This window comes from Serratia sp. CoH_122_TC_1, from assembly GCF_058191755.1.
This window is the reverse complement of record NZ_JBXWLA010000024.1, coordinates 18,275-42,548: the sequence shown is the minus strand read 5'-3', so window position 1 is coordinate 42,548 and position 24,274 is coordinate 18,275. Positions and strand designations below refer to the sequence as shown.

Genomic DNA, 24,274 nt, shown 5'->3' with positions numbered 1-24,274 from the left:
AAATCAGGTGAAGAGGTTCAGTGGGTTATTGAGTGGGTTTACCGGTTGGACTGCCACCATCGCCGTTCGGATGTTCGTGGTCTTTTAAGGAAACAGTACCAGCTTTAACATCACCATCAGTTTCAAAGCTACCACTGGTCTGGTTGATATTACCTTCAAACGTCGCGCCATTGCCACCCTTAATCGACATACCACCATTACCGGTAATTTTATCCTGGCTGGTAATTTGTTCGCTGGCATTAACCATCGGCGTATTAAAGTCGGCATTATTTTCCGCATTGACTTCATAGATTTTGCAATTCACACGATATATATCGCAGTCAACATCAATAATACGACCACGCTTTAAAACTATTTTCGCTCCCTCATCGGTATATAAGGCGACTTCTCCAGGCTGGAGCTCCTTAAGTCGATAATTGCCATGTTCGGTGGCAATTATAATTCCGTGGGATGTTTTGCCATTCAGGGGTAGTACAATCGCCGCCGTTCCTGGCAGCGGGTTAGAGGTAAACCCATAATGCTGGAACAACTCGTTGTCCTGCAGTTGTTCGCCAGCTAACCCTTTACCCTGGATAGTCTGCACCTGGCCAGCACTGTTCACGCGTGTTAACACCCCTCTAAAGGCCATTCGAATGCCGTTTAAAGCACGACTAATACGCTGGTCAACATTATTCCACATCGACAATTGCGAGCTCCTTGTTCACCTTGGCTTTACGCTTCCTGGCTTTGCGTTTTTTCGGGTAAGCGTCCGGTATCCAAATACCGTCTTCTTTTAGCCGCAGCATAGTCACAGTGTTATCTGGCCGACCGCCAGAGAACTCACGGCCCATCAGGAAATACACATCATCAATGCCGTGGGGTTCGCTCCTGACGCGAATCCGTTGGCCTGGCTGCCAAAGCTCGCCGGCATCGTTGCGATGCCCTTTGACAACGGCCGTCAGTTCATAGGCATTAAGACGGGCATCCGCCATCGCCTTACGGGCACGATAACGTACCTGTTCCAGATTATCGGCATCACCTACCACCATAATTTGTGGCCGGTAGTACGGCACCGTTGGATCACGCACAACGGCTTTCAGACCGTGGAACCCGGTTTCTGGTGTGCCGGCTGCTGGCGTATCATCGTCCTGAGCTTCCTCAGCAACAGCTGCAGATAACGAATCAACGTCGATAATGCCAAGGTCTGCGGAGGACTTGGAGCCTTGCGCATGGCCCTGGGCAAGAACGGTGAGCTCCGAATAGGTGCCATCAATGGATGATGCGTCGCTGAGGTCGAGGATGTTGTTACCCCGTCCGTCTAGGTTCAAAACAAGAGTGGCCACCGGCTCTGCGGTATAGTCAGGCCCACCGATAACCAGCGTGCCATCAGGTGCGAACCAAGGCCATAATCCGCGAGCAGAAGCCGCACGCACCAGCGTATCCCAGGCACGCTCGCCAGGCTCGACAGAAACCTTATCGCTGCGTATCGAACTCTCGGCCTCAATTCGGATGTTGGTCACACCGAGCGGCCGTACAACCTTGGCGATCACTTCTTCAAGGCTCAACATTCGGGATGTGAAGATGGGCGATGCACAGTCCACCAGGACTTTTGCACCGTCGAACCCTGTGATACTGAGGCTCATCTGCTGGCGGGACACACGACGCTGTACCTTGGCCACTCGGCCGACCATCACGGTATCGTCACCGATTTTTACCTGCACAGGTGCGCCGCGCTCGACGTAGGCCGGGAAAGTCCCACCCGGCAGGCCGAGTGTCACAGACCAGGCATCCGATGGGATCAGAAAATCGCTATCAATCTGGTAGCGGCTCCAGGTGCTATGCACACGGCCAGCAATCAGCACGCTAACGGTATCGTTATTGGGCATAGGCATAGAGCACGTCTCCAGGTTGCAGCCTGTTCGGGTTACGAATTTGAGGGTTTAGGCGGGCCAGTTCGGTCGCTCGGGTGTAGTCGGCATACCACAGATGTGCGATCAGATGCAGGTTACCGGCACTTTCCACCCGGCGCTGCACCAGCGGCGGGCGTGTGGTGATGATATTGGCTGCCAGCTGCTGCACCGATAGCGCAATATCTTTCAGACCATCAACCACCGATTGCCAGGTAATACCGACATCGGTAGTGCTGGCGCTGACGTCCTGCGTCGTTGCTTCATAGAGCGCCCGATGCTTGTCGATAGCGTTCTGCAGCGTCTTGCGGGTGTCATTGGCGACAAGTTCAATCTCGGCGGGCGACAATGTGGTAATTAAACCGTCGTCGCTAAGCAAGTCGGCGGCGTCCAGTGCCAACTGCAGTGACATCTGCAGATAGGTCAACACAACGAGCTCGGCAATATCGCTGTCGGTAACGATGATAGGCATGGGTAACGGCGCGGTTCGTTCGCCTGATGCCAACGCTGCCGGCAGCGCGGCCACTGCGTCAAGCTGATTGCGGCTCTCACCCCAATCTGCCATCACGATATTGGTTGCCCCAACCGTCGCATAAGTGCCGGTATTATTGCTGACGCTCGACTTGGACTGGCTGGAGGTTAGGCTAAGCGCACTCTGCAGGTCGGACATAAACGCACCAGGATAATTGATAAAGTCCGTGGTGCTGCTGATAAAACCGGTGATATCGCTGCGGAAAATTGTCACCATGTTGGCCGCTGTGGAGGCCATCGCCTTGGCTTTGGCCATCAGGCGTTGTGTGTTGCGCAGGGGTGCTAGGGCGTTATCAATCAGCGTCTGAGCATCGTCAAGTACAGACTGCACCTGGTTAAAAATGATGTCCGCTTTTGCCGTTGGATACTCGCGGGTAAAGAATGGGATGTTGGTGCCAGCCTCCAAGAATACCAGTTCAATAACGCAATAATCGACGTTTTCCGCCTCGTGATAAACCTGGCACTCGATGAGCTGCATCTTCGGCATAGAGCCGAACACAGGATGGATCAACTCGCCGTTGCCGCGCTTGTCAAATTCGGCCAGCAACGTCTGTAGCCGGCTTTCGTAGTCGTCACCCCAGAGTAACCCGGTGATACGCAGGTTACGTGGCTTGCGCCCCAGGTCGTCTACATCGCCACCATCCACGAACGGATATTCATATTGCGCCACGTCCCTGGAGAAGGTGTCACGGGTGTTGATAACGTCGAATTTAATGCCCCTGAATGAGGCATCTAACATACTGTCATTCCAGCTCATTGAGGCATTCCTGTTGGGCCACGCTCAGCCTGATTACCATTGTATTCATTGACGGATTCCGCGATGGTGCGGCCATCAAGCTCGAGCTTGGTCGTCACCTGGATAGGCTGAGGCTTTTGGTTCTGTTGTGGGAACAAGTAGGACGGTGCACCGGCAGTGGCCATGTCACCCTTGCCGATCGACGTCGGCGGGCTCCACCAGGATTTAACCTCATCCCAGGCATCCAGCAGGCCCGGTTGGGCGCGAGCTGAATCTTTCAGCCGGCTAAGGTCGTCGGAGTATTGGCCCGCCTGGACGCGTTTGCGTGCATCGCCGTCGCCGCGCTCAACTTGCACAAGGGGGGCATCTTGCGATGCCTGATAGAGCATGAGTGGTGCCGCAATACGGCCAGCCCAGCGACCTAGAGCTCCAGCTGCACGGCCAAAGCTTCCTGAGGGCTTAGCCCCTCCAGGAATTGTTGGTGGGACATTTACACCACCGCCGCCTCCCGAAAGGAATTTGATACCGGCGAAAGCTACTGCAGCAACGGTCATTGCTTTGATGCCAATTTCTGCGCCAGCAAGAGCCGTTGTAAGCCCAGGATACTCTTTAGAATATTCAGCTAATTCTTTCGACAGACGTCCTAGAAGATCAGATAAAGATTTCATTGAGTCCATCTGACCAAAATCACGGGCATTATCCAACTGTTGGACTTTGAAGGCGTTTGTATCTGAAATCAGCGCATAGTTAAGATCGCCGGCAGTCTGCCCCTCAGGCAGGTTACGCTGCGCATTCGCATTTTTAACAACGTCCTGCGCGTATTTCCGGTTACTGCGATAACCGATTAACGCCATCAACGCCTGGCGGTCAGCAATCATCTTCCCAACAGCAGAGCCTTCCAGTATTTTTGCCATCGACTCCACTGTTTCCTGGCGTTCGCCACCCTTAGCTGTGGCCAGCTTACTCTCCAGCTTCTTATAGGCTGGGTTATTACCAACGACTTTATCCACGATCCCCACAAAGGCATCCAGAGAGTTAATGCCTTTCCCCCTGGCCGCCGCCAGGCTACCAGGCAAGTCGATACCCTTGCCATTGACCTTGATTTTCGCAGCAGACGTTGCGGCATCAGCACTGCCAATTTTAGCCAACAGGTTGACCAGGTTATTACCTGCTTCATCGCTGGTGCCCGCTGTGATGGCGGCAGCCTGGTTAGCTCCGAGCAGAACGCCAAAATCATTCAGACCTCTCATGCCGTTGTTACTGCCCGCTGCAAGTTGCTGAGGCAACCATTTCGCCATGTCGGCCAGTTCAAATGAGCCATCTTGTCCTGCAGAGATAGCCATGTTGAATGCCTTACCCATCTCATTATCCTGGATACCGAAGGTCTGTTTCGCACGGATTGCAATCTGCGCCAAATCAGTCGGCGCTGCGCCGGTCGCCGTCGAATAACGCTGTATCAGCGGCAATAAGGTTTTCGCCGAGTCCATGGTCACCGCACCTGATGCGAGCAAGGAATCCAGAGTATCGGCAGCGCCTTCTTTTGTACCGCCTCCATTTGTCACCGCCTGGCGAATAAGCTGATCCATGCTTTGCATCCCTGTCTTACGGCCAGAAACACCTTGCTCGGCGTAAGCGGTGTTAGCCATCATGGCAAGTCGCTGCTCATAGGTCATTTGGTTCTTGACCGGTTGGCTCACCACGGCAGCACCGGCAGCAACACCCCCAGCAACAGCCATCGCGTTCGAACCCCAACCACGAGCACGCTCCATGCGGCTCATTTCGTTGGTGGCCCCTTTAAGCTCATCACGCAGCCGGCCGACACGCTGAGTCATCGCTGTAAAGGCCCGGCTCTGCTCGTTGGCAGACATAACGCCGCTACGGGTAAGGCGCATGTATGCCGCTTGCGTCTGTTGGATCTCGCGTTGAACCTCACGCTCGGAACGGATCCCCAACGTTGAGCGGGCGCTTGATGCTCGGCGGTACTCATCCGACAGCGTGCGCGATGCCCGAATGCCGGCAGTGGCATTCTGTTGCTGTGATTTGGCCAGTTCGTCGCCGGCCTTTTCGGCGGCTTTGGATTGTTTGACAGCATCCTGCATCGCCTGGCGCAAGACTTTAGAGGCGGCATCCTTGGCGGACAGGGTTAACGCCAGGGCAAGATTACGCATTATTTCCTCCGTTTCTGGCGTTTGGACTTAACGCGGCGGGATTGGGTTGAGGTGCCGGCTGCGGGGGGCTTTTTACCGTGCAGCCGGTATAACGCATTGATATAGCCGTCAAGTTCAGCGCGGGTCATTGCGCCTATTTGGGGCTCGGTGAATCCGTACTTTCCGAGGGCAAGGACGGTTGTTCGGTAGCCGCTAAGACGGGATTCAATGCCATCCGCTTTTTTTTAAGGGCGGAGATCTGGGCGTCGATGAGGTCAAAATCATCATCGGTTAGCCCGTCACACAATAGCTGTGGGGTGAGCTGCTCCGCTGGTATATCACCCAAAGAAACCAATGCCGACGCCATCACGGCCGCACGGTAAAACATCCCGGCAACCGGGCCTTCGGTCGTGCCGCATTCTTCCATCGTCGCTTCCAGGGCGTTCATGGTGTCCCGCACCACGGGCAGCTTTACCGTAAAGGCAAAGTGGAAGGTGTCGCCGAACGGCACGCCAAGCAGTAAAGAACCTGATTCCGTCATTATTCTTCAACCCGGCGCAATGCGCTCACAGTAATGTCACGTTTCGCTTCGTTGTCCACGGTGTAGCTGGCGCCCACCTGAGTGGAAAAGCAGTCCAGGAACGAAACACGCTTGCCGCCGCTGCCGCTGAGCGGGTACTGCGTGATTTTTGCGCCTTCCATACCCTCCCAATTGAGATCGCCGGTCAGTGGAACCACGACAGAGATCGTCAACTGATACTCGGCAATCCCACGGCTAAAGCCTTTGGCCCGCCCGGTCTTGTTCATGGTCTTGACCAGCTTACGGCCCGTGGTCACGTCTTCTTTGAGGTCAGTCACCTCAATTTCCTGGCCATCCATCTCGAGGATGATCGAGCCTACATATTCTTCAAGTGCCATCGTCTGTTACTCCTTACAACAGCAGGTCAATACGGCCGGCAAACACATGCAGACCATTGACGATATCGGTAGGGATTGCCGCATTGAGTCGGTTAACGTCCTGGGCATCACGCTCCACAATCAGCGCAGCCTGGTTCTCTGTGACGTTTTCCACAATCTCCAACTCTTCCAGCTTGATAAGCACGTCCAGCAGTTCGCTGCGTACCTTTGCCGGGGTTCGGCTGCTCAACTTGTCACGCGGGAAACGCAACGCGATGCGATCGCCACACGCCTTGCGCACATAGTCCAGGGTGCGGATGGTGGTGATATCCAGCAACGCCACATCGTCTACACCCTGGGCGTTTTTGGTGTAGGTGCTGATGGCGCGAACAATCTGCACCTTGTCACCCGCCCCCACGACGAACGGCGTCAAACCGTTATGCAGCGCATTCTCTTGCTCATTGCGTCCCGGCCGGCTGGCCAGCGCCGTGACGTCCAGGGCTTTCAACTGCAGCGTGTTGAGCGGACGGGCCGGGTCTTCTTCGCTGGCCATAACGGCCGCGTAGGAGGCCGCGATTTCTGCCGGCAGTTTGGCCGAGCCGTTGTGCCATCCCAGGGTGATGCGGCCGGCGTTAATCTGGCTGGCCAACGTGGTGCCGGTCGATAACGATTTGCGCCAGCCTGCAACGCCTATTGCGCCGCGTTTTTCCAGCGGGCCGCCGGTTTCATCCAGATGCGTGCGCAGTGCCGTCAGCGCAGCAGCGGTAGAGAACGGTGTCGCCACAATGTTATGACCGGCCGCAAAAACTGCCGCCAGCGCCGGCGCGATATCCGGATCAACTTCACCGCCGGTCATGGTCACCACAGTCACCGTTGCTCCGGATGCTGTCGACTGTCCCTGCAGGACGATGTCGTTGCCGGCTTCACCCTTATTGCGGGCGGTCAGCGTCACGACGGCAGCGGCGGCAACTGCTGTGACCGGCAGGTTAGATTGTTGGGTGATCGCGGTCGCAAGCGCAGTAGCAATTGCGGCCGCTGTATCGCCGGCGTCAATAGCAACATCAACACGCGTGGCACCAACCCAGACAGAAACGGTACCGCTGCCCGTTGCCGAGCCGGCTACTGTAACTGTCCCTGTTGCCGCTTTACCTGCTGTAGCATCGGAGACGCCAATCATCTGCAGTTGCAAATAGCTGTTGCTGGTGATGGCTGCGGTGGCCATCAGGTGTGCGATAGAACCACGACCAAAATAGACGGCCGCTTGTTCATCTGAGAAAACATCAATGGCTTGCAGTGGTGCTGCAGTACCGCCAGCGAGCATCTGACCAATCAGCAACACCTTCTGTGGGTTGCCTGGCAAGGTGCGAACGGCCAACCGGGTATTAAACTCCAGATACTGGCCAGGAACGCGGATGCTGCTCGGGATACTGTCGAATGCAATGTTAGGACTCGCCACGGTTAACCTCCGTTTTTACGGCCTTACCCTGATTAACTGGCGCGGCCGCGTTGGCATCGCCCTCAATAATCAGCAGATCGCCGGCGGCAATCTGCCGCTGGTAATACGCTGAGTCTGGAACCGCCACAGCTTCATCTGCTGTGATGTAGCGACGCGGATTGTCTTCTCTGGGAACACGCACACCGGCCACCGCTTTAATGCTGATCTCATTCATGATTGATAATGTCCACGGCATCCGGCTTTTGCGCCGTCTGCGGTATGTCATAGTTCAAATGGGTGCGCAGCCACTCGGCGTCTGGCTCGCTGGACACACCATCAAACCCATTAAAGAGGTTGTCAGGATGGTCAGCCGGCGCGTTAACCAGAGGGAATTTGCCTTCCTCCAGAGCGGACTCAATCCAGGCGGTATCGAACTCACAGGCAAAAACAGACATTGCTGCCGCCTCCACCTGCGTATTGAACAGCGTCCGAACCCGACCAGGGATAAGGTGCTTGATGGGCAGCGACATATCCTGCCCGGATAACAGACGACGCACGGCCATCACCAGGCGATACGTACCCACCTCATCGAATCCCGGCCCACCGAGCCGAGCGGCGTTTTCATTGCGCAGGTTGCGATCACCGACTATCACCACAAAGCGGCCATGCACGGTGTATTTTCTCTTGGTGAGGTTGGTGTTTTCGGTCTTTTGTACACCGCCGAATGTTACCCAGGCCGCGGGCAGTTGGCGGATGATCTCCGCCGGCTCGCCGTCCATCTCGCCACCGTAGGACTCCACGCTGTGAACCATCTTGCCGAGTCCCTGGCGGAGACGTTCCACAATGGCCAGCTCAGTGTTGGCGATAATCAAAATGCACCTCCATTGGTCGATTTTCGGCTAAAAGCCCTGCCGGCGGAGACAAAGCGGGCACTGGTTCCGCCCTGGATCACGCTGCCATCCGGTTGGCGGCCCAGGGTAATGCGCCCATCTGCCACACGCTCCAGATAGCGGATCGCATCCTCATACCGTTCCCGAATGAGGTCGGTACACTGCGTACCACTGCCGCACAATTTATAGCGAGCGATGTCGCAGCAACGACCGACCAGAACACGCGGTGTATCAGGCCAGGGTGTTGGATAGCGGCCCGCGAGATAACCGTCGATCTCGGCGCTGGACTGCTCCAGCGCCTGTGCCATCACCTCAGCATCAATCTGGCCGGTGTACTTGCGATCGGTAAGAGAGATGCATTCCTTATCACCGAACGCCAGCACCATATCTGCTTGAGTGGCATACATAGCGCCGCCTTATTTCTTCGCCGGAGGCGGTTCTTTCAACGCGGCCAGTTCAGTTGCCAGAGCCGTGCTGTTTTCAATCGCATCATCGCGTGCAGTGGTTAACGCCGCGATACTTTCCTGCTGAGAAGCGATAGTCTTTTGAGCATCATCTAACTGCGATTTCAGCGTGACCAGTTCTTGCTCCTGGCGGGTGATGGTTTCCCCGGCCAGTGTCAACTGCTTGTCCAGGCCTTGAGCATCCGTTGCTGCGCCGGCTGTAATGCGCACCACAACCAATTGCGGATCGTTCTCTAGCTCAGCCAACTGTTTCGGCGTAAAGTGACCGTCTTCGTAGGTGGTGGCCTTGGCGCTGTGGGCGATGCCACAGCGGCGAAAACCCTCACGGCGTGCAGTGATTTGAATCGGCATTATGCTGTCTCCCCGGTTGAGCCATACGCCATCTGCCAGAAGCCGTACCCACCTGCAGCACGTGCCTCAGCGCCAAACAGGAACTTTTTGCGCATAAAGACGTTGTCCGCGTTGTAGTCGGTTTGCTCAACGAATTCCGGTTTTTTACGCTCCTGATAGATAAGCGGTTTCACCGGGCGCGTTGTATCCAGCAGGAACCATTGCGTGTCAGAGGTCAGCTCCGGCACAACCAACACCTCAGCAGTACCTTTATAGATATTCGGCGTGTTGTCCGGGAAGCGATCGGCAGTCATCAGGAAATTGGCTTCATCTTCCAGTGCCGGTGGCACAACCAGAATGGTCGGACGGACTTTCAACGACGCACCTTCCTCATCCTTGAAGCTACGCATGGCTGCACGAGCCGCGCCATAACTGGCTTTCGCCGCAACCTGGGTTGCCGCTGACAGCTTCTTGGTGCCTTTGTTAGAAACCGATACGCCGTTTACCGGGTGGTCGATATCAAAGAACGGCTGACCGTCGTAGCACAGGTTGGTAAACCCCTGACTCAGCAAGGCAAAAACAATATCTGACGGCAACTCTGCTGCTGACTGGCCTGCAGCCTGGGCTTGCTGAGCGAGTCCCAGGATTTGATCGTCTTCGATATCGTTGCGGTCAACTTCAACTGTGGCTTCAAAGTCATCGTTGACAATCGAATAGTTGAAGGCTTCCAGGGCTTTTACCGCCTTGTCGCCAATCCACTTGCGCATTTTGGGAAAACGGCCAAGCCAGCTGTAATCGTTCTGCTTGCTTGTGGAAGGCACCTTCATCGCCACTTTCTGCCAGTCACTCGGCGTCTGGTCAAACGCCTTCTGGAACGTGGTTTTCAGGTTGATGAAGATCGCTTTAATATTTTTTACGTTAACAATCACGGGCCTACTCCTTTAAATCAGAACCCAAACGCCGGCGCTTTCCACGCCCAGCACTTTACCGGCAACAGGACGCACGTCGCTGTTGCTGGTTTTCGCCACAGTCTGACTGTCGGCAACAAAACACTCTTTGCCAATATCCGCTTGGGTGACGGCATCGCCGCCCAGGTTGGCAAAGAACCAGGACTTGCCCCGACGCACCAGGGCGACAGTATCGCCTGCTGTGCCGGCGCTGTTGTCGGCATAGCCATCCGAAACACCCAGCGTCACCTGCGCAGCCACAGCGGTGGCCAGTACGGCAAAGCCGGCAGCATTGCCCGCGACAATATGGCCACCGAAGATTTCGGTGCTGGCCGCGATGGGAACCGGGAATAGCTCGCCATCTTTATAAGGGGTATTGCGATCGGTCATTTCTTGTCTCCCACATATTTGGCAATGTCTGCCGGGTCAGTACCCATCATGGCGCTGAGCGCTACCGCAGCGGCCAATTCATCATCCGAATCGTCCAACGATGGTGCCGGTTTTGCCCCTGCAGGTGGTTGGCCACCGGTCTGGGTAGTCGTGAGGGCCGCGATTTTCGGAGCCTTGTCTAGGAACGTCTTGAGGCTGTCCGGGTTGGCTTTCGCCAGTCCCTTCGCCCAGGGCTCTTGTGCTGGCAGCAAACGGCCATCGGAAAGTGCAGCAGTGATCAAGGTGTCACAATCACGCGTAGCCAAATCAGCGGCAGAGGTTACGCCTGCATGGGCAACGGCCTGGGTGATGGACTCCTGCATGACGGCTACCGCTACCCATTTGGACGGATCAGGATTTTCCACCTGGGCGCTCAGTGCAGCCGTTTGGGCGGCGTCCTGGGTCAACTTGTCAATCAGGTTGAAGGGATTAGCCGACAGCGTCTGAAACGAGGCTGCAGCCGTGCCGGCATCAGCGCCGAGCAGTTGATCAATCAACTTGTTGAGCTCGGCAACAATGTCTTCCTTCGTGGCGGTGATCGGCAGATTCAACATCCAGCGAAGGCGTTCGAGTAGTTCATCCATTGTGGAAGTACCTTTTGAGGTTGAGCCAGCGGCCAGGAGAGAGGCGGCAGCAAGCATCACTTCCTCCATCCCATCCAGGGCCGGTGTATTGGTCAGCGCGGCATTGATGATTTGCACCACGTGGCCAGATTCGTTGTAGGTAAAAACAGGAGAGATAAAGAGATATTCGCCCTTGGCGATCATTTCTGCTGCAGCGTCCGTCCACTGCACATCGACAGCAAACAGACCTTCTTCACGCCATTCCAGTGTGTGGAACCAGCCGGCTGCTGGCGCAGGCTGGCCGTTGGTCGCTGCACGCAAAGTCTGGTGTTCGTAGTCAATGACATACGGCGTGGCGCGTTCCACCGCAGTCGCAATAAGCGGCTTGGCAATCTCAGCCGTCATCAGCCAGTGATCGCATTCCGTTGGGCGACCATCACGAGCACGGAATTCACCAGCAGGGAAAAGCTGGATAGTGCCGTGATTCGCTTTGGTGATTTCGATGGCCAGTGCGGCGATTTTTAGTTTCATGCCGCCGAGAATACGCATCGGCGAAAACTGGATTCAGGTGAAGGGGTTCAGTGGGGTAATCAGGGGGAAATGGTCGGCGATCATCTTGCCACTACCCTGTAGGCAATGACAAGACGCCCCATCGTTTTTAAACCGTTTTTAAAAACGCCAAACGGGTGTAGAGACGAACGTGTGTAGCCGGAGGAAAGAAAAGTGCGCCACGGACGTTACAGGACGTTTTAGCTTATGAATCAATAACGCGTTGAAGGTAGGTTTTTGCCGTCTCTTCCATACCATCAACGTCGCTTTCGGTCAGGTGCAGGAATGGCCGCGCCGGCATCTTGATTTGATAGCCCGGTATGGTATTCCACTCGCTGTAGTTGGCTTTCGATTTCCTGGCAAACCGGTTGTTGAGCGAGCCGTCCTTGCGCTGATGGTAGTATGCCCGCTGACTGCGGGCCGGGATGTTAATGCTGCCGCCTTCCTGGTGAATGCGGGCGTAAACAACATTGGTGCCAACCAGGGCCTCATCATTGCTGCTCTGCTGGCTGATGCTGCTGGCCAGTCGCCCGGAACGTTGCAGAATTTTACCGCCAGCGCGTTTCCTGGCATAAGCCGGACTCCATCCCATCCAGGCCGGACGGCCCTGATTCTTGAAGTTCTCCTCGACGGCATCACCCATTGCGGCCGCCAGCTCACGCATCAGCGGCTCGCGGTGCTCCAGCTTCTTGATGAGCTCTCCCAGGGCATTCTCAAAGTCGGTGACATTGTATGTGATGTGATAGACCGCAGACATCATAACCCTCCGTTGACGATAGGGAGTTGGCCAAGCTCCTGCAGCTGTGCCGGCGTGAGTGCATCCCCCTGATGCATCAGCGTGATAGCAAGCCCCGAAACGTCAGTATCCGGTGAGGCCATTACGCCAAATTGCTGTTTACCCTGGCGGCAGACATACACCAGGTTATCCCCATCCAACAGGGTCGCCTCTGCCGATCGAAGCATTGCCGGCAATTCTTGCCACAGTGGCCCAGGAGAAGAAACAACATCATGATCGCGGGCGGACAAAATCGCCGATGCCGGCGCACGGCCGCGCATTTCCAGCGCGGTGAGTGTCTTGGGCGAAACTGCACCCAGGTGACGCAAGTCACCGCTGGGCTTCTGGCGGATAAGCACCTGATCAACCCAACGTTTAACGCCCCCTGAAACGGCGTTTAACACGGTGTTATCAGCCAGTGTTTCATTGACTGCCGTTGCTGCTAACCGGGGTGCGGCAGTGGCGGATTTATCCATGAGCCGCTGCCCCAGCGCGGCAAGGTTTCCCTGGCCAGGATTGTGACCAAAACCGGCATCCGGGGTATAGAGCTCATTGTTGATGCGCAAGGCCTGGACTTCCCGCGTATCGCTTGGCCCCCAGGCTTGCTGCACAGTGACAATGCGCCCCTCACTGGACTGAACCTGGATGCCATGGCGCTCGACGTCGGCGGACGAACGCGCCCGGACACGGCAACGGCATCCATATCCATCGGGCGGATACATAAACTGCCACACCGGATCATCATAGCGGGCAGTAAACCCATTGAGGGCCGCATGACGTGGGCGTGTGTGCCTGTCCATGACGGCAACGCGCTCCCAGAACGGCCGAAACTCCACGTTGGCCAACTGTTCTTCATAGCGGCCAGCGTTGTAGCTGGACTGCATATTGGTTTCAAAGATGGTACGTAGCCGGCGCGGCGTCAGTTGCTTCCCTTCCAACACACCATCTTCATCGGCCACCAGGCCTTTACCCAGCCAGCCTTTTTGCACCAGGTAAGGCATCAGTTGTTTTTCAAACTGAGCGAGCGTCTTGCCTTCCTTAAGGCTGCTCGTTAACCCGTTGCGAATGTCCTCCAGCACGTCCACTTTGAGTACACCGGCCACGGTGAAGGCCGTTGCATGCGCTCGTGCTTCAACGTCATGCCAGTTGAAACCGAGGGTGTAGCCCTTGCTCTCGAAGTAACGAATGGCCTCTGCCGGTTTCAACCCGATGGCATAGGCCAGATCCACATCAGCTGTCGGCATTCAGATGCCCCCAGATATCAGCGACAAAGAGTGCTTGGGTCAGCAATTGCTGCAGTTGGCTATCATCCAAGTCGGGATAGCTGGCCGCGATGATGTCCAGAGCATCATCCGGGGTATTACCCTGGCTAAGCGCAGCAACCAACGGGGCTATCAGCTGTTGCATGGCGTTGTTGATGGCGTCTGGCACCGTCTGCGCATTATCCAGTGCCACCTGTGCCGGGTCGTCAATATCCGCTTCCGTGCTCAGCGCGGCAAAGGAACGGTACCGGGATTGTTGCTGTGACAATCGCGCACCCGGCAATACCGGCGCAGTAGCCGGGGGCGACAATACTGCTTCACCCTCCTGGGGGTTCGGGATACCAATTTTCTTATGTACCCAGGAGGCCGGGATAGTTTTCAGGCCTGCCGTCACCAAGGTAGATACCCCCTCGGCAAACTCCTTGATGCTCTCCAGTTCGCGGGTATCGAAGACGAGTCGTGGCTGACGGCGAGAGCTCACCTGATAGCCATTGATGGCCAATAACATACGGATGAAACCGCGATAGAAGCCCTCGATTTGACGCGCATCGGCGATCAAGATGTCATGGCGAACATCGTTATGCACTTTGCCGAGGGCATTAGTGGAGCTTTTGCCGTCGGCCTGGCTGGTAAGTGTTGCGCCCAGTATTACTTTTGATGCGGTACGTTCGGCCCAATTGACCATAGCAACAAACGGATCTGCCTGACCGCTGGCCGCCGTCAGGAATTCAATCTTGGTGCCTTCGGGAATAATGCCAGCGGCATCATGCCCTAACGTCACCAGGGCTTCCAATAGCCGGTCTTTGTCGTCGTCCGTCGCACCGGCGAGGTAGGTGCCGACGCGTGCAGGTAAACCGTAGATCTCCAGGAATTCGGCCAGATCACGAATGCCGTAGTTCTTGAACAGGTATGGCCACACCAGCACGCGATAGAGCCCTGATTGGGCCACATACCCGGATTTGGCGTTATGGGTATGCACCAGCCAGCCGAAAGGCCAGAGCTCGGCACCGTTCATACTGCCATCACTGAGGCGGATCTCATCGCCGGCTTCTGGATTGGTACAGAACCAACGGTGTGGACGCAGCTTGATTTTGCTCGGGAGCCAGATTTTATCTTCCAGCTCCCACTTTTCAATTTCCTGTGCGGCAAAGCCATGCCCGATCGCATCGGCAGCATTGAGAGTAATATCTTCAAACTCCGGGATATCCTTCATCCAGGCGGACACCATTTCAGCTATCTTTTTCTCTTCGCCCGTGGCGTTCTCTGGGGGCTCAATACTCCAGTCCAGGGTAAGCAAGGCATTTTTGCGCTTGGCCATCTCAGAAAATATGTGACCATCACGCTCGATCATGTCCTCGAACAGGTCAGCCTGTGCGGCCAAATCACCGCGCTCAGCCGCTTCCAGGATGCGCGGTAGCCGGCGGATGGTCATCCCCTTTGAAGGATGCTCCGGCCACATGCGGTTGAGGCTTGCCATCTTGGTCGTTTGGGGCGTCTTCAACACTTCGCGATTAATCGGGCGACCAAACTGGTCGAGGATTTGTACCATTACCAACCTCCAGAACCGAACCGGCTACCACGGCTATCGCCACGGCGCGGAACGCGGGTAAAATTAAAATTGCCGGCACCCGACACCGCCAGTGCCCAGAGCATATGCAGGGCATCCGGCCCATCATCGTGATCGGCTTTAGGGAAATGACGCAGTTGGTCAATCAAGGTGTTTTGGCTCGGGTGCAGGCGGATCAGGCCGTTAGCCATATGTGGCTGCAGCGATTCGATACGCAGCAATTTATCTGTATGGGGCTGTACGGCGCGGGCGGGAACGGGAACACCGGCAATGGCCGACCGCTTCACCAACTCCGTGCGCAGGAACTCCTGAAACTGGACAGTTTCAATCGCCCAGACCAGGCAGGCATATTCGCGCTGCAGCTCGATGATGTCGGAAATAATCCGATCGGGAACACGCTTGCGGATACGCGCTTCAACCACATCCAGAATGCCGGTGTGCCGATTAAAGCCGCCGACGAGTAACGCTGAGGGGTCTCGACTGGCCCCGGCCTTGCCGAGCGACGGGTCACAGGAGCCATAGAACAACCACTCATTCAGTCTGTTCACCCAGAAGTTGATGCAGCCGGTAAATGGCGCATCTTCGCCGCTGACAGGGTCATTCTGATATTCAGCATCAAAGGTACTGTGGCCATCCCTGGCGCGGATCAACATCAAGGTAAGCAGCGGGCGAGCCAACCAGGACACCACCGCGCCGGCTTCCATCTCCAACTGGTGCAACATATAGAAGGCATTGGCCAGCGCTTCACCGTCCTGATCGTTATTACGCAGGATTTCCTCCCACTTGTCCCAGAGCTCCATGTTGTGGGGCCAGGCGATCAACGCCTTGAAGCGGGCAGACCGCCATAGCGGATTGCGGAGCGTGCGGGATAATACCGAGTCATAGTGCAAGATGGTGCCGATGTAGACCACATCGAACTTCGCGCCGGCACCGCCTAACGGCAGTACAGTCTTTTTGAGCCAGTTCTCAACCTTGTCACGTTGATCAGGATTACGTACCTGCTCATCGTTCTCAATATCGTCCAGAACACACAGATCGGGACGGTATGGCCCATGCCGCAAGCCACGCAGTTTCTTGCCAGAACCGGCCACTTGCACCTTGATATCGTTGCGGGTGAGGATAGTCCCTATCTGCCACACGCGGCCTTGACCGCACACCTCCGGGAAGTCCATCAGCAAACGGGGGTTGAATTCCAGTTCAGCTTTGATGGCTTCCAGCATCGGATAGGCTTGGTCGATGGAGTCCATTACGATGACCGGGTAATGCTTGATGGCGCGAATGATGCACCACAGCACGAACAACTGACTGACCAGGGTAGATTTGGCTTCGCCACGGGGGGCCGCTATGGCGTCGTTCTCACCTTTGGCGCTGGCCACAATTTCCGGCAGACGCTTAAACAGGTATTTATGCAGCTCGCTTTTGTCCTGGTGGCGGACGTAATGCGGGAAATAGTTTTCGACGAAATATGCATACCCGCCAACCGGGTCATTCACATGATCCCGGCGTTGCGCGATGGCGGTAGCCGAAGGGTCAAAGCCGACATCCTCCGCCTCAATAGTACGGCGCAGGCTGGCGGCAAGTTCGGCGAGCTCTAACTTGAAGTCACGCGCAGAGAATTTTTTAGCCATATTTAAAAGCCTGTTAAAGAGGCATTAATCTTCATTGCCGGCCAATGCCTCGTTAACGGCATTGATGAAACGCTCTTGCGCCTGGTAGATGCGTTCGCCATATCTTGGCATCAGAGAAAGCCGCTCGCCGTCGCTTGTTACGACCGTGCAGTTATCGCTGAACTCATAGCGTTCTACGCGGATGACCTGGCTGGCCATTACGTATTGGCCATCCGAGACTTTAATGAGTTTGTCAGCCATACAGTTTTTCAACCTCTTCACCAAAGGGCTCTAACACTTCCACGAACGCCACAAGATGCTGAGGGTGCTTTTCGGCAATGAAGGCGCTGAGCTTGTTGATCACATCCAGGGCTATCGCCAACTGGTTCGTTTCAGGCAGGATTTTCTTACTGGCCGAAATTGCCTTGTTGAACGAATCGCCCAGGCTGGCCAGCAGCTCGACACGCTGAGGGGCTTTCAACTCGCTGTCATTGGTCAACAGCTCCATCGTGGTCTGATACTGGACGAGCATGCTGGTTAAAATGGCGCGGCCGGTTTCTTCCACTGTGCCGCCTGCAAGCACGTGCGCTGAGCGTAGTGCATCCCAATCATCGCCTTTATCCTGCGCCTCTTTCTTCCAGCGGCGAGCGGATACGAAAGACACGCCTACCTGCGACGCGGCGATCTCCAGCGACATCTGCCCGAAGATGTAAGCCCTGCGCAGCTTGTCCCTTATTTCCGGCGAGTACGCCATACTTACATCCCCAATCGCGCTTTAATAAAGAGGATGCCGGTAGTGACAACACCACCGCCAATCGTCCCGGCGATACCACCGGCAATCGCGCCCTGGCGTGTAGCAACGGATTTCACTTCATCGATGTTGTTTTCAATCCGTTCCAGGCGTTGATTGATCTCGGACAGCAGCGCCAGCTCAGTTGTTGTTGCCGGCCCCCGACGATGACGCGTCGCGCGTTTAACCATGATGGTTTCCCTTATCCGCTTTGCGGTCTAATTTTTGGTCGATATGCTCAACTGTGCGTTTAACGTCTTGTAGCAATTGAAAAAATGAGTTCTCAGTACGCATAGCATCATCACGACGCTGGTAATCAGCCCTGATGGCCTCGATAGAACGGCGAAGCTCTTTGAGCTCATTAAAGAGTGAGCGAACAAAACCAATGAGTCCGGCTGTAGCCAGGCCCAACACGGTGTTAACGATGAGATCGGTATTCATGGGTGGCCCTCCCGTTTGTACCAGGCGTTAAGCCCCTGCAACCGGGCCTCTAGTGTTTGGCACCATTCGCCGTAGTCGGCGGCGTGATTGATGATGCCGCCGGCAGAGAGTCCGCCACCGGTTCTGCCGGTTTCGGTGGAATGGCCAGCAGCTCCGGGGGCGGCATTGGACAGACGTTCGTCACAATCGGAATAGCCGAGGGCGGAGGTGTAGAGACACAGCCCGCGAGGGCCAATACCGGTAAAGCCCACATCATTTTTAACCGCATCTTTGATTGCCTTTTTCAGCTTGGTTGAGGTCTGCAGTAGCTGTTGTTCACGCTGTTGTAACTGCCTGGCGAGCAATTGGGATTTTAGCTCCGCCTGCTGGTATTTGGCCACGGCGTCTGCCAATGCCATTGCCTGCTGCTCGGCGTTGTTGGCACGCTGCGCCTGCAGTTGGCTGATGGTGGTCTGTGATGCCTGCAGCTCATTGGCGCGTGTTCCTGCGCCTACCTTGTAAGCGATCGCGGCGCTGCCCAAAGCGAACAGGTAGGCAAGCCAGTAAGTTTTAATGTGCTGCCAGAGGTAAGGGAGAATGAAGAACTCAGTTGGCATCGGAAGTCCCTCCTGCAGTGGCCTTGTCTCGCTTAATCGCCACGTGCTTGGATGCCTGGGACTGGAACACAAACGCGCCCAGGTAAGCGACGTACAGCCATTCTTCAAGATGGCCAGCGGCCGTCACCCAAATCAGCACGATGGAAGCCACCAGGAACGCGCCGACCAGGGTCGTATCAGACGTGGACAGACGGCCGGTGGCGGGATTGGTCACGAGCTCAGCCAGGCGACTCAGGAAAAGCGTTCTCAGCGGCATAGGACACCCTTTGCCTGGGTAAAGTAGTTCTGGCGCTCCGCCAGGGCGTTATCGCCGCCATTAATTACGCGGGTAAGTCCGGCAATGTCGGCTCGGTCAGCGTAGGCATTGCAGCCATTGTCGAACCAGAACCAGCCGGCAGAATTGGCTGCATGAGCATCCAGCTCGAGCAACTCAGGATGCGCAATCAAGTCCAGCTCCAGGGCATGACCACAACGCAGGTAGTTATCGTAAAAGGTGATCTGCTTGAGACCTCGACCACGGTAGCGCCAGCCATCCCCGGAATGCACATTGCCAAAGCGACCGCCGTAGACCAGGTTGGCAATCTCCGCCTGCCGTGCAGTCGGAACGATGATCTCACTGGCTTTACGCCCCAGGCGTTCAGCATCGACACGGCTGATGCGTTTGCGTGGGAACGTGTTCAACAGGCCGGGCACGGAATAATTGAGGTTTTCAACGGTGCGTTTGAATCCTGCTGACTCAACACGGATTTGAGAGAGAAATGCCGCTTGCCGCTGTGGGGTATCAATGCCGAATTCCGCCATCGTGGAAACCAGCAGATCAAACCACCGTTGTGATAGTGCCGGTGTGATGCTGACAGCAAGGCAAAAAGAGTCGGGAGTGAACATAAAAAAGGCACCATCCAATTGATTTAGATGGTGCCAGTATTACGAGTGGGGGACTATGAATTCAGTTGAAAGGGTTCAGTGGAAACCTAAATGTCACTTTCCATACTCTTTTCATTTATCTTCGGGTTACATTAACAATTACTGTATCAGCATCAAACTTAACACTAATGGAACCCCCAAACTTCTGGGCTTTTTCAAATTCGTCAGCAGTGAAGGTAGATGAAGGCTCACCATACTTTTTCTTTAAACTTTCGATAAGCGCCATTTGATTACTATCAATAGATATAGCAATTCTTTCAAACTTCTTATCAATAAAAAATGCCATTGCTAATGTATTCTTACCTGAAAACTTGAAGTTCTCGCACGAGTAATATTCTACTCCATCTGTTTTGTTTTTTTCATATTTTTTCCATGAGCATAACTTCCCGGCATTCAGTTCATTAACACTTGAACCAAACTTAACCCCTTTATAACCATCAACTGCCATAACAGAAGATGACACAGCAAATAAAAACACCCCAAGAGAAATTGATTTTAGTTTCATGATATCCATCCTTAAAATAAAGAGTCTTGCTGTGATGATGTGTTTGCTTTATTCTCAGCCAAAAGCCCCCAAGCAAAACGATCACTAAATCCATACTTTGGACAAAGCCTGGTCATAACCATTAACGACGAAACTCCACTATCGCGGAGTTCGGTAAATTCTTGCAGAAATGAGCGATTACGCAGCTCACGCAGAGCCCTATCGCACCGGGGGAGGTAAAGAACCTCACCGCCAAAATGCTTGACCAACAGTCGTGCATTATCAGCACCGATAGCCTCACGCAGCATCGAAGCACGCGTGGCACCTAAAGCACGCAGCCCTTTACCTACGGGGAAAGTAGTACCACCAAAGAGCTCAAGCAGGCGCTGGGTTGCGGGGTAGCCGATCAGTTCAGCTATCTGCAAAACTGACTCCGGTAGCAATTTCTTAACCTGCTCAAGTTCCATAGTTATTTTCCTTCGCGTTTCGCACGCCTTTTGGCATCTATAATAAGCGCTTGCATGAGTTTACTTAATTGGTCGGTAGTTAACCATTCGATGCGTTTAACCTGGAACATATGATCGCACATTTCCTCGGCATAATTCCACGGACGTTTCGCATCTGCAAGCAAGGCTTCAATTTTTGACAATGAAGCCTTGCGTGAGTTGGCAACTCGCGGCCTACGCCCATGTTTAGTGACCTGCCGAGGAAAGCCTTGTGCATGCATATATTCTCTTACGATCTGCAATTCTTCAAGACTGCATTTGGTTGACGAGGTTTTACCGTTACAAAGCCGAGCAAGTGCCTGACGGTAAGTTGTATCGTCCCAACCTAGAAATGCCTGGCCAGCTTTAATCGCGCCGATAAGGCCACGTTGTGATGGTGTTAACGCCATAGCTTCACTCCGATATTTTAATGACATTATCGCAGGTACTCCGCAAAGTACCTGCTGTAATGGCAACTGATAAATGGTGGCTAATCTACAAAAGGCGCAGGTTGAGTATCATGCAACAACTCATTAAATCGAGTAATGAATAGGCTACGTGCCTGGCGTGGATTAAGCGGGCAAACGGTGAATTTATCGGTAGGCTCGATCCCCTTGAGAATGTCCCATTTATCGCCATCGTCAATGTCGAGGTCGCGGCGTTCTGTGGCCAGCATGATCAAATCCGCGCGTTTGACTTCAGGACTTTGCTGAATTGGCAAACCGAACTTGCGACGAACGGCGCTATCAACTAAAGCCTCGGTGTCGCGGTAATCCGGCAGCAGCGCTTTGAGCGGTGCCGGGATATCCTGGCAGTAAGCTTCGCTGGCATCATGCAGCAACGCCTCCATGGCCAGATCTGGCGGAACAAGGCGGCTGGCCAGAACCGAATGCTGCGCGACGCTGTAGAAGTCATCCAGATGCCCGCAGAACCGGCAGATATTGGAAAGTGCTTGGGCAATGTCGCCAATATCAATCATGTTTGGGCTGATAGCTTCATACCAGAACTGACGGCCACTATGGGTGCGGATGTAATGGAATGCAGGCTCCCGCAGATTGATCTCGACGCAAGTCGTCAATAGCTCGGCATCCATCATGGCATCCGCCATGTTGTAGGCCGATTTGGCTAGGTCGGAGTAATCAGACCAGGCACCGGTATTTAGACCGCTAATTACTAATGCTTGCATGGCGGCAGCGGCGTATTGCTGGCGAATATTCAGGGTCACATTGTTCATCGTTTGTTCTCCGGATTTAGAGCGCATTAGCTTAGAGTTCACAATGCCCCCTCATAATGTTTTCTGTTTTCGAAACTCACCCAACTACGAACCGTTCTGTCATTGAGTTCTAATTTTTCGGCTATCATTTTTGACGTTAGCCCGACGTCAGATAGTTTTCGTGCCAGCTCTACCTCGTCCTTCCTATATCGACAAAATAAGTGGCGCTCACCGTAAGGGCGGCCCGGTTGCATCCCATGGCGGCGCATAGTTGTGCGAATGGTGTCTTCCGTTCTCCCCAAAAGCTCAGCGATTTCCCTTTGCGACATAACTTGTCTTTTTTCCCGCATGAACTTTATTTCCCACTCCTCAAAATTTTTGTGGCATTGATAAAGTTCGACTCCGTACTTAACGGCCTTTCGTCTTAACGTGCTGACGTGGCATTTCAATAGAATTGCCAATTTTGGCGCAGGAATTTTAGGGCCAAGCCTTAATAAAAGAGCAATTCTGATTGGATGCCACTGCTTGATTCTTACCTTATACATCGTCCATTGATGCGCCTCGAGTTTATATAAATAACTCGTTAATGGATTATTCATTCGAACCTCCAAAGCTTTTTGTGGCGTTCAACGGCCTGTTTCATCACGACACGTTCGCCATTGGTATGAACCTTGTTGCCGCGCAGGTCATAGAACTGAAAACGAGAACGTACAGGTAAACGCGGATATTCGATCACCGTGGCCTTATTGGTCAGGTGATAAATACGTTTTGCGCCGGCATCGAGGTGTTGACAGCCCGCCACTGAAAGGAAAGTAGTCATTATTCAACCTCCCCACGTTGCCAGCCAGCTGCGATTGCCGCGACCTCGTCAATCGCATCTCCAAATCCAAACCAGTTGCTCCATTCGGGACGATTACCGGTAGCCGCATCATACATATCTGCCAAGGCATCCTGAGCTTCGTCTCGTTCCTGAATCAGTTGTGTTTCTCTGGCCTCTAACTCTTTTACTTGCTTCTCCAGTTTTGATGCATGCTCACTAATTCCCTTTGCCTTCCAACCGCCATCAAGAGCTGACTGCGGCACCCCTTGAAGCACCAACTCCAATTCTGTAACCCGAGCGGCCAAACTATCCCGTTGCGTTTTTACGGCGAGGTGGTCTTGATATTCGATATATGCACCGTCTGGTGTTTCACGCATAAACGCCATTTCGTGTGACATATGCATTGAACAGTCTGGGGTATATCGTTTCATTTCGTTCACCCCTTAAAAATGAAGTAAATACCAACACCGCCAGAGATAAGGAGAACCCAAAAAACTGCACACCCCACAAATATGGTCACCCAGATATCTTTTGCACATGCATCCAAAATTGATTTCTTATCCATTATGCAAACCTCATGTTTTAGGCGTAAGCGCGCCCCTGCGGGTTTACGCCATAATTAAAAAGTTGATTATTTTCGTTTAAATTCAGATTGCCGGCGTTAATGACTCAATATTGACAAAGTAAGGCGCAACATTGATCTCTACCACCGTCGCTGATTTTAAATCCCTAGCAACATCTACCGTTCTTACTACCGGGCCACCGCGTAATGCTCGGTTAGGCTGATGAATAAACGTACTGCCAACAGCGTACTTTTGGTTAAATAACCTGGCGTTAGAGCCCATATCACACCGCCGACATATCAAGGGAAATAGGCGTGTATTGGTCACTGTCGCCGATCCGCTCATAGATGCGAACATAGGCACTGCTGCCAATGACCTGCAATGCTTCGCCGATCGCTTTCATCGCCAACTGCCAGCGTGTATCGGCAATATCATACCGCCGCAGTGCCAGAACGGCGCTAGTACTGACTTCGCCTTCTTTATCTGTCGAGAACGCACGATTAATCAACACCTGTAGCTCTGGTTTGGCACCTTCCGTCCAGTCGGTAAGGCATTCATCAATCAATGCCTTTGCCGCTTGCAGGCGCTCATCAAAAGCCAGTCGGTCAGCCATTGCACGCTGGATCTTATAGCGGCCATCGAACGTATAAAGCGTGACATTGCCTTTCTTGCCGCCGAGTTTGACGTTGTATTCATTGGCAGATAAATCAACGAATGCGGCAATATCTGCAAAAGTGGATTGTTTAAATTCCGCCATGACTTTATTTAACGAAATGGCTTTAAGGATGATTTCACCCACCAAGGCATCGCGGGATTTATCGATATCCTTAATCAGACCCTCGGGGGTTAATACACCTTTTGCGTCGACCCAATAGCCATCTGGGGCAGTGGTTTCGGTAAATTGCTTGTTTTCAGTGGACATTTGATTTCACCTTTACTGTTC

At 54.1% G+C, this 24,274-nt stretch carries 32 protein-coding genes and 1 pseudogene; all 33 read right to left on the bottom strand.

What is annotated here, in order from left to right:
• Positions 1–25 precede the first annotated feature (25 nt).
• Positions 26–679: a phage baseplate assembly protein V gene (locus AC2FC2_RS24350; RefSeq protein ID WP_060423534.1), complete on the bottom strand. Its 654-nt coding sequence runs from the start codon at positions 677–679 to the stop codon at positions 26–28.
• Positions 669–1,871 (bottom strand): phage baseplate assembly protein, encoded by a 1,203-nt coding sequence (locus tag AC2FC2_RS24345; RefSeq protein ID WP_060423539.1) that lies wholly within the window; start codon positions 1,869–1,871, stop codon positions 669–671. The genes AC2FC2_RS24350 and AC2FC2_RS24345 overlap by 11 nt, the downstream gene beginning before the upstream one ends.
• The gene (locus AC2FC2_RS24340) at positions 1,855–3,174 is read right to left on the bottom strand and encodes a DNA circularization protein (protein ID WP_060423543.1); all 1,320 of its coding nucleotides are present in this window, start codon (positions 3,172–3,174) and stop codon (positions 1,855–1,857) included. Before AC2FC2_RS24340 ends, AC2FC2_RS24345 begins: the two co-directional genes overlap by 17 nt.
• On the bottom strand, positions 3,171–5,321 hold the full coding sequence (locus AC2FC2_RS24335) for a phage tail tape measure protein (RefSeq protein WP_230202070.1): 2,151 nt from the start codon (positions 5,319–5,321) through the stop codon (positions 3,171–3,173). The genes AC2FC2_RS24340 and AC2FC2_RS24335 overlap by 4 nt, the downstream gene beginning before the upstream one ends.
• 133 nt (positions 5,322–5,454) lie before the next feature.
• Positions 5,455–5,841 (bottom strand): hypothetical protein, encoded by a 387-nt coding sequence (locus AC2FC2_RS24330; RefSeq protein WP_436331103.1) that lies wholly within the window; start codon positions 5,839–5,841, stop codon positions 5,455–5,457.
• Positions 5,841–6,218, bottom strand: coding sequence for a hypothetical protein (locus tag AC2FC2_RS24325; protein ID WP_060423552.1), 378 nt, complete (start codon positions 6,216–6,218; stop codon positions 5,841–5,843). Before AC2FC2_RS24325 ends, AC2FC2_RS24330 begins: the two co-directional genes overlap by 1 nt.
• 13 nt (positions 6,219–6,231) lie before the next feature.
• Entirely contained in the window at positions 6,232–7,653 is a 1,422-nt protein-coding gene (locus AC2FC2_RS24320; protein ID WP_060423555.1) for a phage tail sheath C-terminal domain-containing protein, read from the bottom strand.
• Positions 7,640–7,867 carry a hypothetical protein gene (locus tag AC2FC2_RS24315; RefSeq protein WP_060423557.1) on the bottom strand — a complete coding sequence of 76 codons (228 nt, stop codon included), beginning with the start codon at positions 7,865–7,867 and terminating at the stop codon, positions 7,640–7,642. The genes AC2FC2_RS24320 and AC2FC2_RS24315 overlap by 14 nt, the downstream gene beginning before the upstream one ends.
• The gene (locus AC2FC2_RS24310) at positions 7,860–8,504 is read right to left on the bottom strand and encodes a DUF1834 family protein (protein WP_060423559.1); all 645 of its coding nucleotides are present in this window, start codon (positions 8,502–8,504) and stop codon (positions 7,860–7,862) included. The genes AC2FC2_RS24315 and AC2FC2_RS24310 overlap by 8 nt, the downstream gene beginning before the upstream one ends.
• The gene (locus AC2FC2_RS24305; protein WP_060423562.1) at positions 8,501–8,929 is read right to left on the bottom strand and encodes a gp436 family protein; all 429 of its coding nucleotides are present in this window, start codon (positions 8,927–8,929) and stop codon (positions 8,501–8,503) included. The genes AC2FC2_RS24310 and AC2FC2_RS24305 overlap by 4 nt, the downstream gene beginning before the upstream one ends.
• 9 nt (positions 8,930–8,938) lie before the next feature.
• A complete protein-coding gene (locus AC2FC2_RS24300) occupies positions 8,939–9,337 on the bottom strand; it encodes an HI1506-related protein (RefSeq protein ID WP_060423565.1) in 399 nt (132 codons plus the stop codon).
• Positions 9,337–10,245, bottom strand: a complete 909-nt coding sequence (locus tag AC2FC2_RS24295) for a Mu-like prophage major head subunit gpT family protein (protein ID WP_060423568.1) — start codon at positions 10,243–10,245, stop codon at positions 9,337–9,339. The genes AC2FC2_RS24300 and AC2FC2_RS24295 overlap by 1 nt, the downstream gene beginning before the upstream one ends.
• Before the next feature lie 12 nt (positions 10,246–10,257).
• Positions 10,258–10,653 carry a hypothetical protein gene (locus AC2FC2_RS24290; RefSeq protein WP_060423571.1) on the bottom strand — a complete coding sequence of 132 codons (396 nt, stop codon included), beginning with the start codon at positions 10,651–10,653 and terminating at the stop codon, positions 10,258–10,260.
• A complete protein-coding gene (locus tag AC2FC2_RS24285; RefSeq protein ID WP_308363429.1) occupies positions 10,650–11,786 on the bottom strand; it encodes a phage protease in 1,137 nt (378 codons plus the stop codon). Before AC2FC2_RS24285 ends, AC2FC2_RS24290 begins: the two co-directional genes overlap by 4 nt.
• 223 nt (positions 11,787–12,009) lie before the next feature.
• Entirely contained in the window at positions 12,010–12,564 is a 555-nt protein-coding gene (locus AC2FC2_RS24280; RefSeq protein WP_060423574.1) for a phage virion morphogenesis protein, read from the bottom strand.
• Entirely contained in the window at positions 12,561–13,823 is a 1,263-nt protein-coding gene (locus AC2FC2_RS24275; RefSeq protein ID WP_060423575.1) for a phage head morphogenesis protein, read from the bottom strand. The genes AC2FC2_RS24280 and AC2FC2_RS24275 overlap by 4 nt, the downstream gene beginning before the upstream one ends.
• A complete protein-coding gene (locus tag AC2FC2_RS24270) occupies positions 13,810–15,390 on the bottom strand; it encodes a DUF935 domain-containing protein (RefSeq protein WP_490660027.1) in 1,581 nt (526 codons plus the stop codon). The genes AC2FC2_RS24275 and AC2FC2_RS24270 overlap by 14 nt, the downstream gene beginning before the upstream one ends.
• A complete protein-coding gene (gene terL / locus AC2FC2_RS24265) occupies positions 15,390–17,036 on the bottom strand; it encodes a phage terminase large subunit (RefSeq protein ID WP_490660026.1) in 1,647 nt (548 codons plus the stop codon). The genes AC2FC2_RS24270 and terL overlap by 1 nt, the downstream gene beginning before the upstream one ends.
• A gap of 24 nt (positions 17,037–17,060) precedes the next feature.
• A complete protein-coding gene (locus AC2FC2_RS24260) occupies positions 17,061–17,276 on the bottom strand; it encodes a hypothetical protein (RefSeq protein WP_060423583.1) in 216 nt (71 codons plus the stop codon).
• A complete protein-coding gene (locus tag AC2FC2_RS24255) occupies positions 17,269–17,769 on the bottom strand; it encodes a DUF1804 family protein (RefSeq protein ID WP_308317533.1) in 501 nt (166 codons plus the stop codon). Before AC2FC2_RS24255 ends, AC2FC2_RS24260 begins: the two co-directional genes overlap by 8 nt.
• Positions 17,770–17,771: 2 nt before the next feature.
• Positions 17,772–17,996 (bottom strand): hypothetical protein, encoded by a 225-nt coding sequence (locus AC2FC2_RS24250; protein WP_060423587.1) that lies wholly within the window; start codon positions 17,994–17,996, stop codon positions 17,772–17,774.
• Positions 17,989–18,246, bottom strand: a complete 258-nt coding sequence (locus AC2FC2_RS24245) for a hypothetical protein (protein ID WP_060423590.1) — start codon at positions 18,244–18,246, stop codon at positions 17,989–17,991. The genes AC2FC2_RS24250 and AC2FC2_RS24245 overlap by 8 nt, the downstream gene beginning before the upstream one ends.
• Positions 18,243–18,842: a hypothetical protein gene (locus tag AC2FC2_RS24240; RefSeq protein WP_060423594.1), complete on the bottom strand. Its 600-nt coding sequence runs from the start codon at positions 18,840–18,842 to the stop codon at positions 18,243–18,245. The genes AC2FC2_RS24245 and AC2FC2_RS24240 overlap by 4 nt, the downstream gene beginning before the upstream one ends.
• Positions 18,832–19,098, bottom strand: a complete 267-nt coding sequence (locus AC2FC2_RS24235) for a DUF2644 domain-containing protein (RefSeq protein WP_060423596.1) — start codon at positions 19,096–19,098, stop codon at positions 18,832–18,834. The genes AC2FC2_RS24240 and AC2FC2_RS24235 overlap by 11 nt, the downstream gene beginning before the upstream one ends.
• Positions 19,089–19,727: a glycoside hydrolase family 19 protein gene (locus AC2FC2_RS24230; RefSeq protein WP_490660025.1), complete on the bottom strand. Its 639-nt coding sequence runs from the start codon at positions 19,725–19,727 to the stop codon at positions 19,089–19,091. The genes AC2FC2_RS24235 and AC2FC2_RS24230 overlap by 10 nt, the downstream gene beginning before the upstream one ends.
• A 115-nt stretch (positions 19,728–19,842) precedes the next feature.
• The gene (locus tag AC2FC2_RS24225; protein ID WP_490660024.1) at positions 19,843–20,271 is read right to left on the bottom strand and encodes a hypothetical protein; all 429 of its coding nucleotides are present in this window, start codon (positions 20,269–20,271) and stop codon (positions 19,843–19,845) included.
• Between the two features lie 11 nt (positions 20,272–20,282).
• Positions 20,283–20,717, bottom strand: a complete 435-nt coding sequence (locus tag AC2FC2_RS24220) for a Mor transcription activator family protein (RefSeq protein ID WP_060423606.1) — start codon at positions 20,715–20,717, stop codon at positions 20,283–20,285.
• A 2-nt stretch (positions 20,718–20,719) separates the two neighbouring features.
• Complete coding sequence (locus AC2FC2_RS24215; protein WP_060423609.1) at positions 20,720–21,145, bottom strand: gp16 family protein; 426 nt, start codon at positions 21,143–21,145, stop codon at positions 20,720–20,722.
• An 80-nt stretch (positions 21,146–21,225) separates the two neighbouring features.
• Positions 21,226–21,828 carry a hypothetical protein gene (locus AC2FC2_RS24210; protein WP_060423784.1) on the bottom strand — a complete coding sequence of 201 codons (603 nt, stop codon included), beginning with the start codon at positions 21,826–21,828 and terminating at the stop codon, positions 21,226–21,228.
• A 179-nt stretch (positions 21,829–22,007) separates the two neighbouring features.
• The gene (locus AC2FC2_RS24205; protein ID WP_060423612.1) at positions 22,008–22,547 is read right to left on the bottom strand and encodes a hypothetical protein; all 540 of its coding nucleotides are present in this window, start codon (positions 22,545–22,547) and stop codon (positions 22,008–22,010) included.
• The gene (locus tag AC2FC2_RS24200) at positions 22,544–22,768 is read right to left on the bottom strand and encodes a hypothetical protein (protein ID WP_060423615.1); all 225 of its coding nucleotides are present in this window, start codon (positions 22,766–22,768) and stop codon (positions 22,544–22,546) included. The genes AC2FC2_RS24205 and AC2FC2_RS24200 overlap by 4 nt, the downstream gene beginning before the upstream one ends.
• Positions 22,769–22,809: 41 nt before the next feature.
• Positions 22,810–22,962, bottom strand: a pseudogene (locus AC2FC2_RS24195) (ead/Ea22-like family protein); the annotation flags it as partial.
• Positions 22,963–23,614: 652 nt separating this feature from the next.
• Entirely contained in the window at positions 23,615–24,253 is a 639-nt protein-coding gene (locus AC2FC2_RS24190) for a DUF3164 family protein (protein ID WP_060423620.1), read from the bottom strand.
• Between the last annotated feature and the right edge of the window lie 21 nt (positions 24,254–24,274).

Excerpts from the sequence above, each read along its gene's own strand:
- AC2FC2_RS24260 (WP_060423583.1), bottom strand. The coding sequence starts at position 17,276 with ATGGCTGACAAACTCATTAAAGTCTCGGATGGCCAATACGTAATGGCC.
- AC2FC2_RS24270 (WP_490660027.1), bottom strand. The coding sequence starts at position 15,390 with ATGGTACAAATCCTCGACCAGTTTGGTCGCCCGATTAATCGCGAAGTG.
- AC2FC2_RS24190 (WP_060423620.1), bottom strand. The coding sequence starts at position 24,253 with ATGTCCACTGAAAACAAGCAATTTACCGAAACCACTGCCCCAGATGGC.
- AC2FC2_RS24250 (WP_060423587.1), bottom strand. The coding sequence starts at position 17,996 with ATGGTTAAACGCGCGACGCGTCATCGTCGGGGGCCGGCAACAACAACT.
- AC2FC2_RS24330 (WP_436331103.1), bottom strand. The coding sequence starts at position 5,841 with ATGACGGAATCAGGTTCTTTACTGCTTGGCGTGCCGTTCGGCGACACC.
- AC2FC2_RS24210 (WP_060423784.1), bottom strand. The coding sequence starts at position 21,828 with ATGGATGCCGAGCTATTGACGACTTGCGTCGAGATCAATCTGCGGGAG.
- AC2FC2_RS24200 (WP_060423615.1), bottom strand. The coding sequence starts at position 22,768 with ATGACTACTTTCCTTTCAGTGGCGGGCTGTCAACACCTCGATGCCGGC.
- AC2FC2_RS24245 (WP_060423590.1), bottom strand. The coding sequence starts at position 18,246 with ATGAATACCGATCTCATCGTTAACACCGTGTTGGGCCTGGCTACAGCC.
- AC2FC2_RS24235 (WP_060423596.1), bottom strand. The coding sequence starts at position 19,098 with ATGCCGCTGAGAACGCTTTTCCTGAGTCGCCTGGCTGAGCTCGTGACC.
- AC2FC2_RS24300 (WP_060423565.1), bottom strand. The coding sequence starts at position 9,337 with ATGCCGATTCAAATCACTGCACGCCGTGAGGGTTTTCGCCGCTGTGGC.
- terL (WP_490660026.1), bottom strand. The coding sequence starts at position 17,036 with ATGGCTAAAAAATTCTCTGCGCGTGACTTCAAGTTAGAGCTCGCCGAA.
- AC2FC2_RS24255 (WP_308317533.1), bottom strand. The coding sequence starts at position 17,769 with ATGGCGTACTCGCCGGAAATAAGGGACAAGCTGCGCAGGGCTTACATC.
- AC2FC2_RS24350 (WP_060423534.1), bottom strand. The coding sequence starts at position 679 with ATGTGGAATAATGTTGACCAGCGTATTAGTCGTGCTTTAAACGGCATT.
- AC2FC2_RS24205 (WP_060423612.1), bottom strand. The coding sequence starts at position 22,547 with ATGAATAATCCATTAACGAGTTATTTATATAAACTCGAGGCGCATCAA.
- AC2FC2_RS24325 (WP_060423552.1), bottom strand. The coding sequence starts at position 6,218 with ATGGCACTTGAAGAATATGTAGGCTCGATCATCCTCGAGATGGATGGC.
- AC2FC2_RS24285 (WP_308363429.1), bottom strand. The coding sequence starts at position 11,786 with ATGAAACTAAAAATCGCCGCACTGGCCATCGAAATCACCAAAGCGAAT.
- AC2FC2_RS24280 (WP_060423574.1), bottom strand. The coding sequence starts at position 12,564 with ATGATGTCTGCGGTCTATCACATCACATACAATGTCACCGACTTTGAG.
- AC2FC2_RS24225 (WP_490660024.1), bottom strand. The coding sequence starts at position 20,271 with ATGAAACTAAAATCAATTTCTCTTGGGGTGTTTTTATTTGCTGTGTCA.
- AC2FC2_RS24240 (WP_060423594.1), bottom strand. The coding sequence starts at position 18,842 with ATGCCAACTGAGTTCTTCATTCTCCCTTACCTCTGGCAGCACATTAAA.
- AC2FC2_RS24220 (WP_060423606.1), bottom strand. The coding sequence starts at position 20,717 with ATGGAACTTGAGCAGGTTAAGAAATTGCTACCGGAGTCAGTTTTGCAG.
- AC2FC2_RS24275 (WP_060423575.1), bottom strand. The coding sequence starts at position 13,823 with ATGCCGACAGCTGATGTGGATCTGGCCTATGCCATCGGGTTGAAACCG.
- AC2FC2_RS24315 (WP_060423557.1), bottom strand. The coding sequence starts at position 7,867 with ATGAATGAGATCAGCATTAAAGCGGTGGCCGGTGTGCGTGTTCCCAGA.
- AC2FC2_RS24345 (WP_060423539.1), bottom strand. The coding sequence starts at position 1,871 with ATGCCTATGCCCAATAACGATACCGTTAGCGTGCTGATTGCTGGCCGT.
- AC2FC2_RS24230 (WP_490660025.1), bottom strand. The coding sequence starts at position 19,727 with ATGTTCACTCCCGACTCTTTTTGCCTTGCTGTCAGCATCACACCGGCA.
- AC2FC2_RS24290 (WP_060423571.1), bottom strand. The coding sequence starts at position 10,653 with ATGACCGATCGCAATACCCCTTATAAAGATGGCGAGCTATTCCCGGTT.
- AC2FC2_RS24340 (WP_060423543.1), bottom strand. The coding sequence starts at position 3,174 with ATGAGCTGGAATGACAGTATGTTAGATGCCTCATTCAGGGGCATTAAA.
- AC2FC2_RS24215 (WP_060423609.1), bottom strand. The coding sequence starts at position 21,145 with ATGGCGTTAACACCATCACAACGTGGCCTTATCGGCGCGATTAAAGCT.
- AC2FC2_RS24335 (WP_230202070.1), bottom strand. The coding sequence starts at position 5,321 with ATGCGTAATCTTGCCCTGGCGTTAACCCTGTCCGCCAAGGATGCCGCC.
- AC2FC2_RS24305 (WP_060423562.1), bottom strand. The coding sequence starts at position 8,929 with ATGTATGCCACTCAAGCAGATATGGTGCTGGCGTTCGGTGATAAGGAA.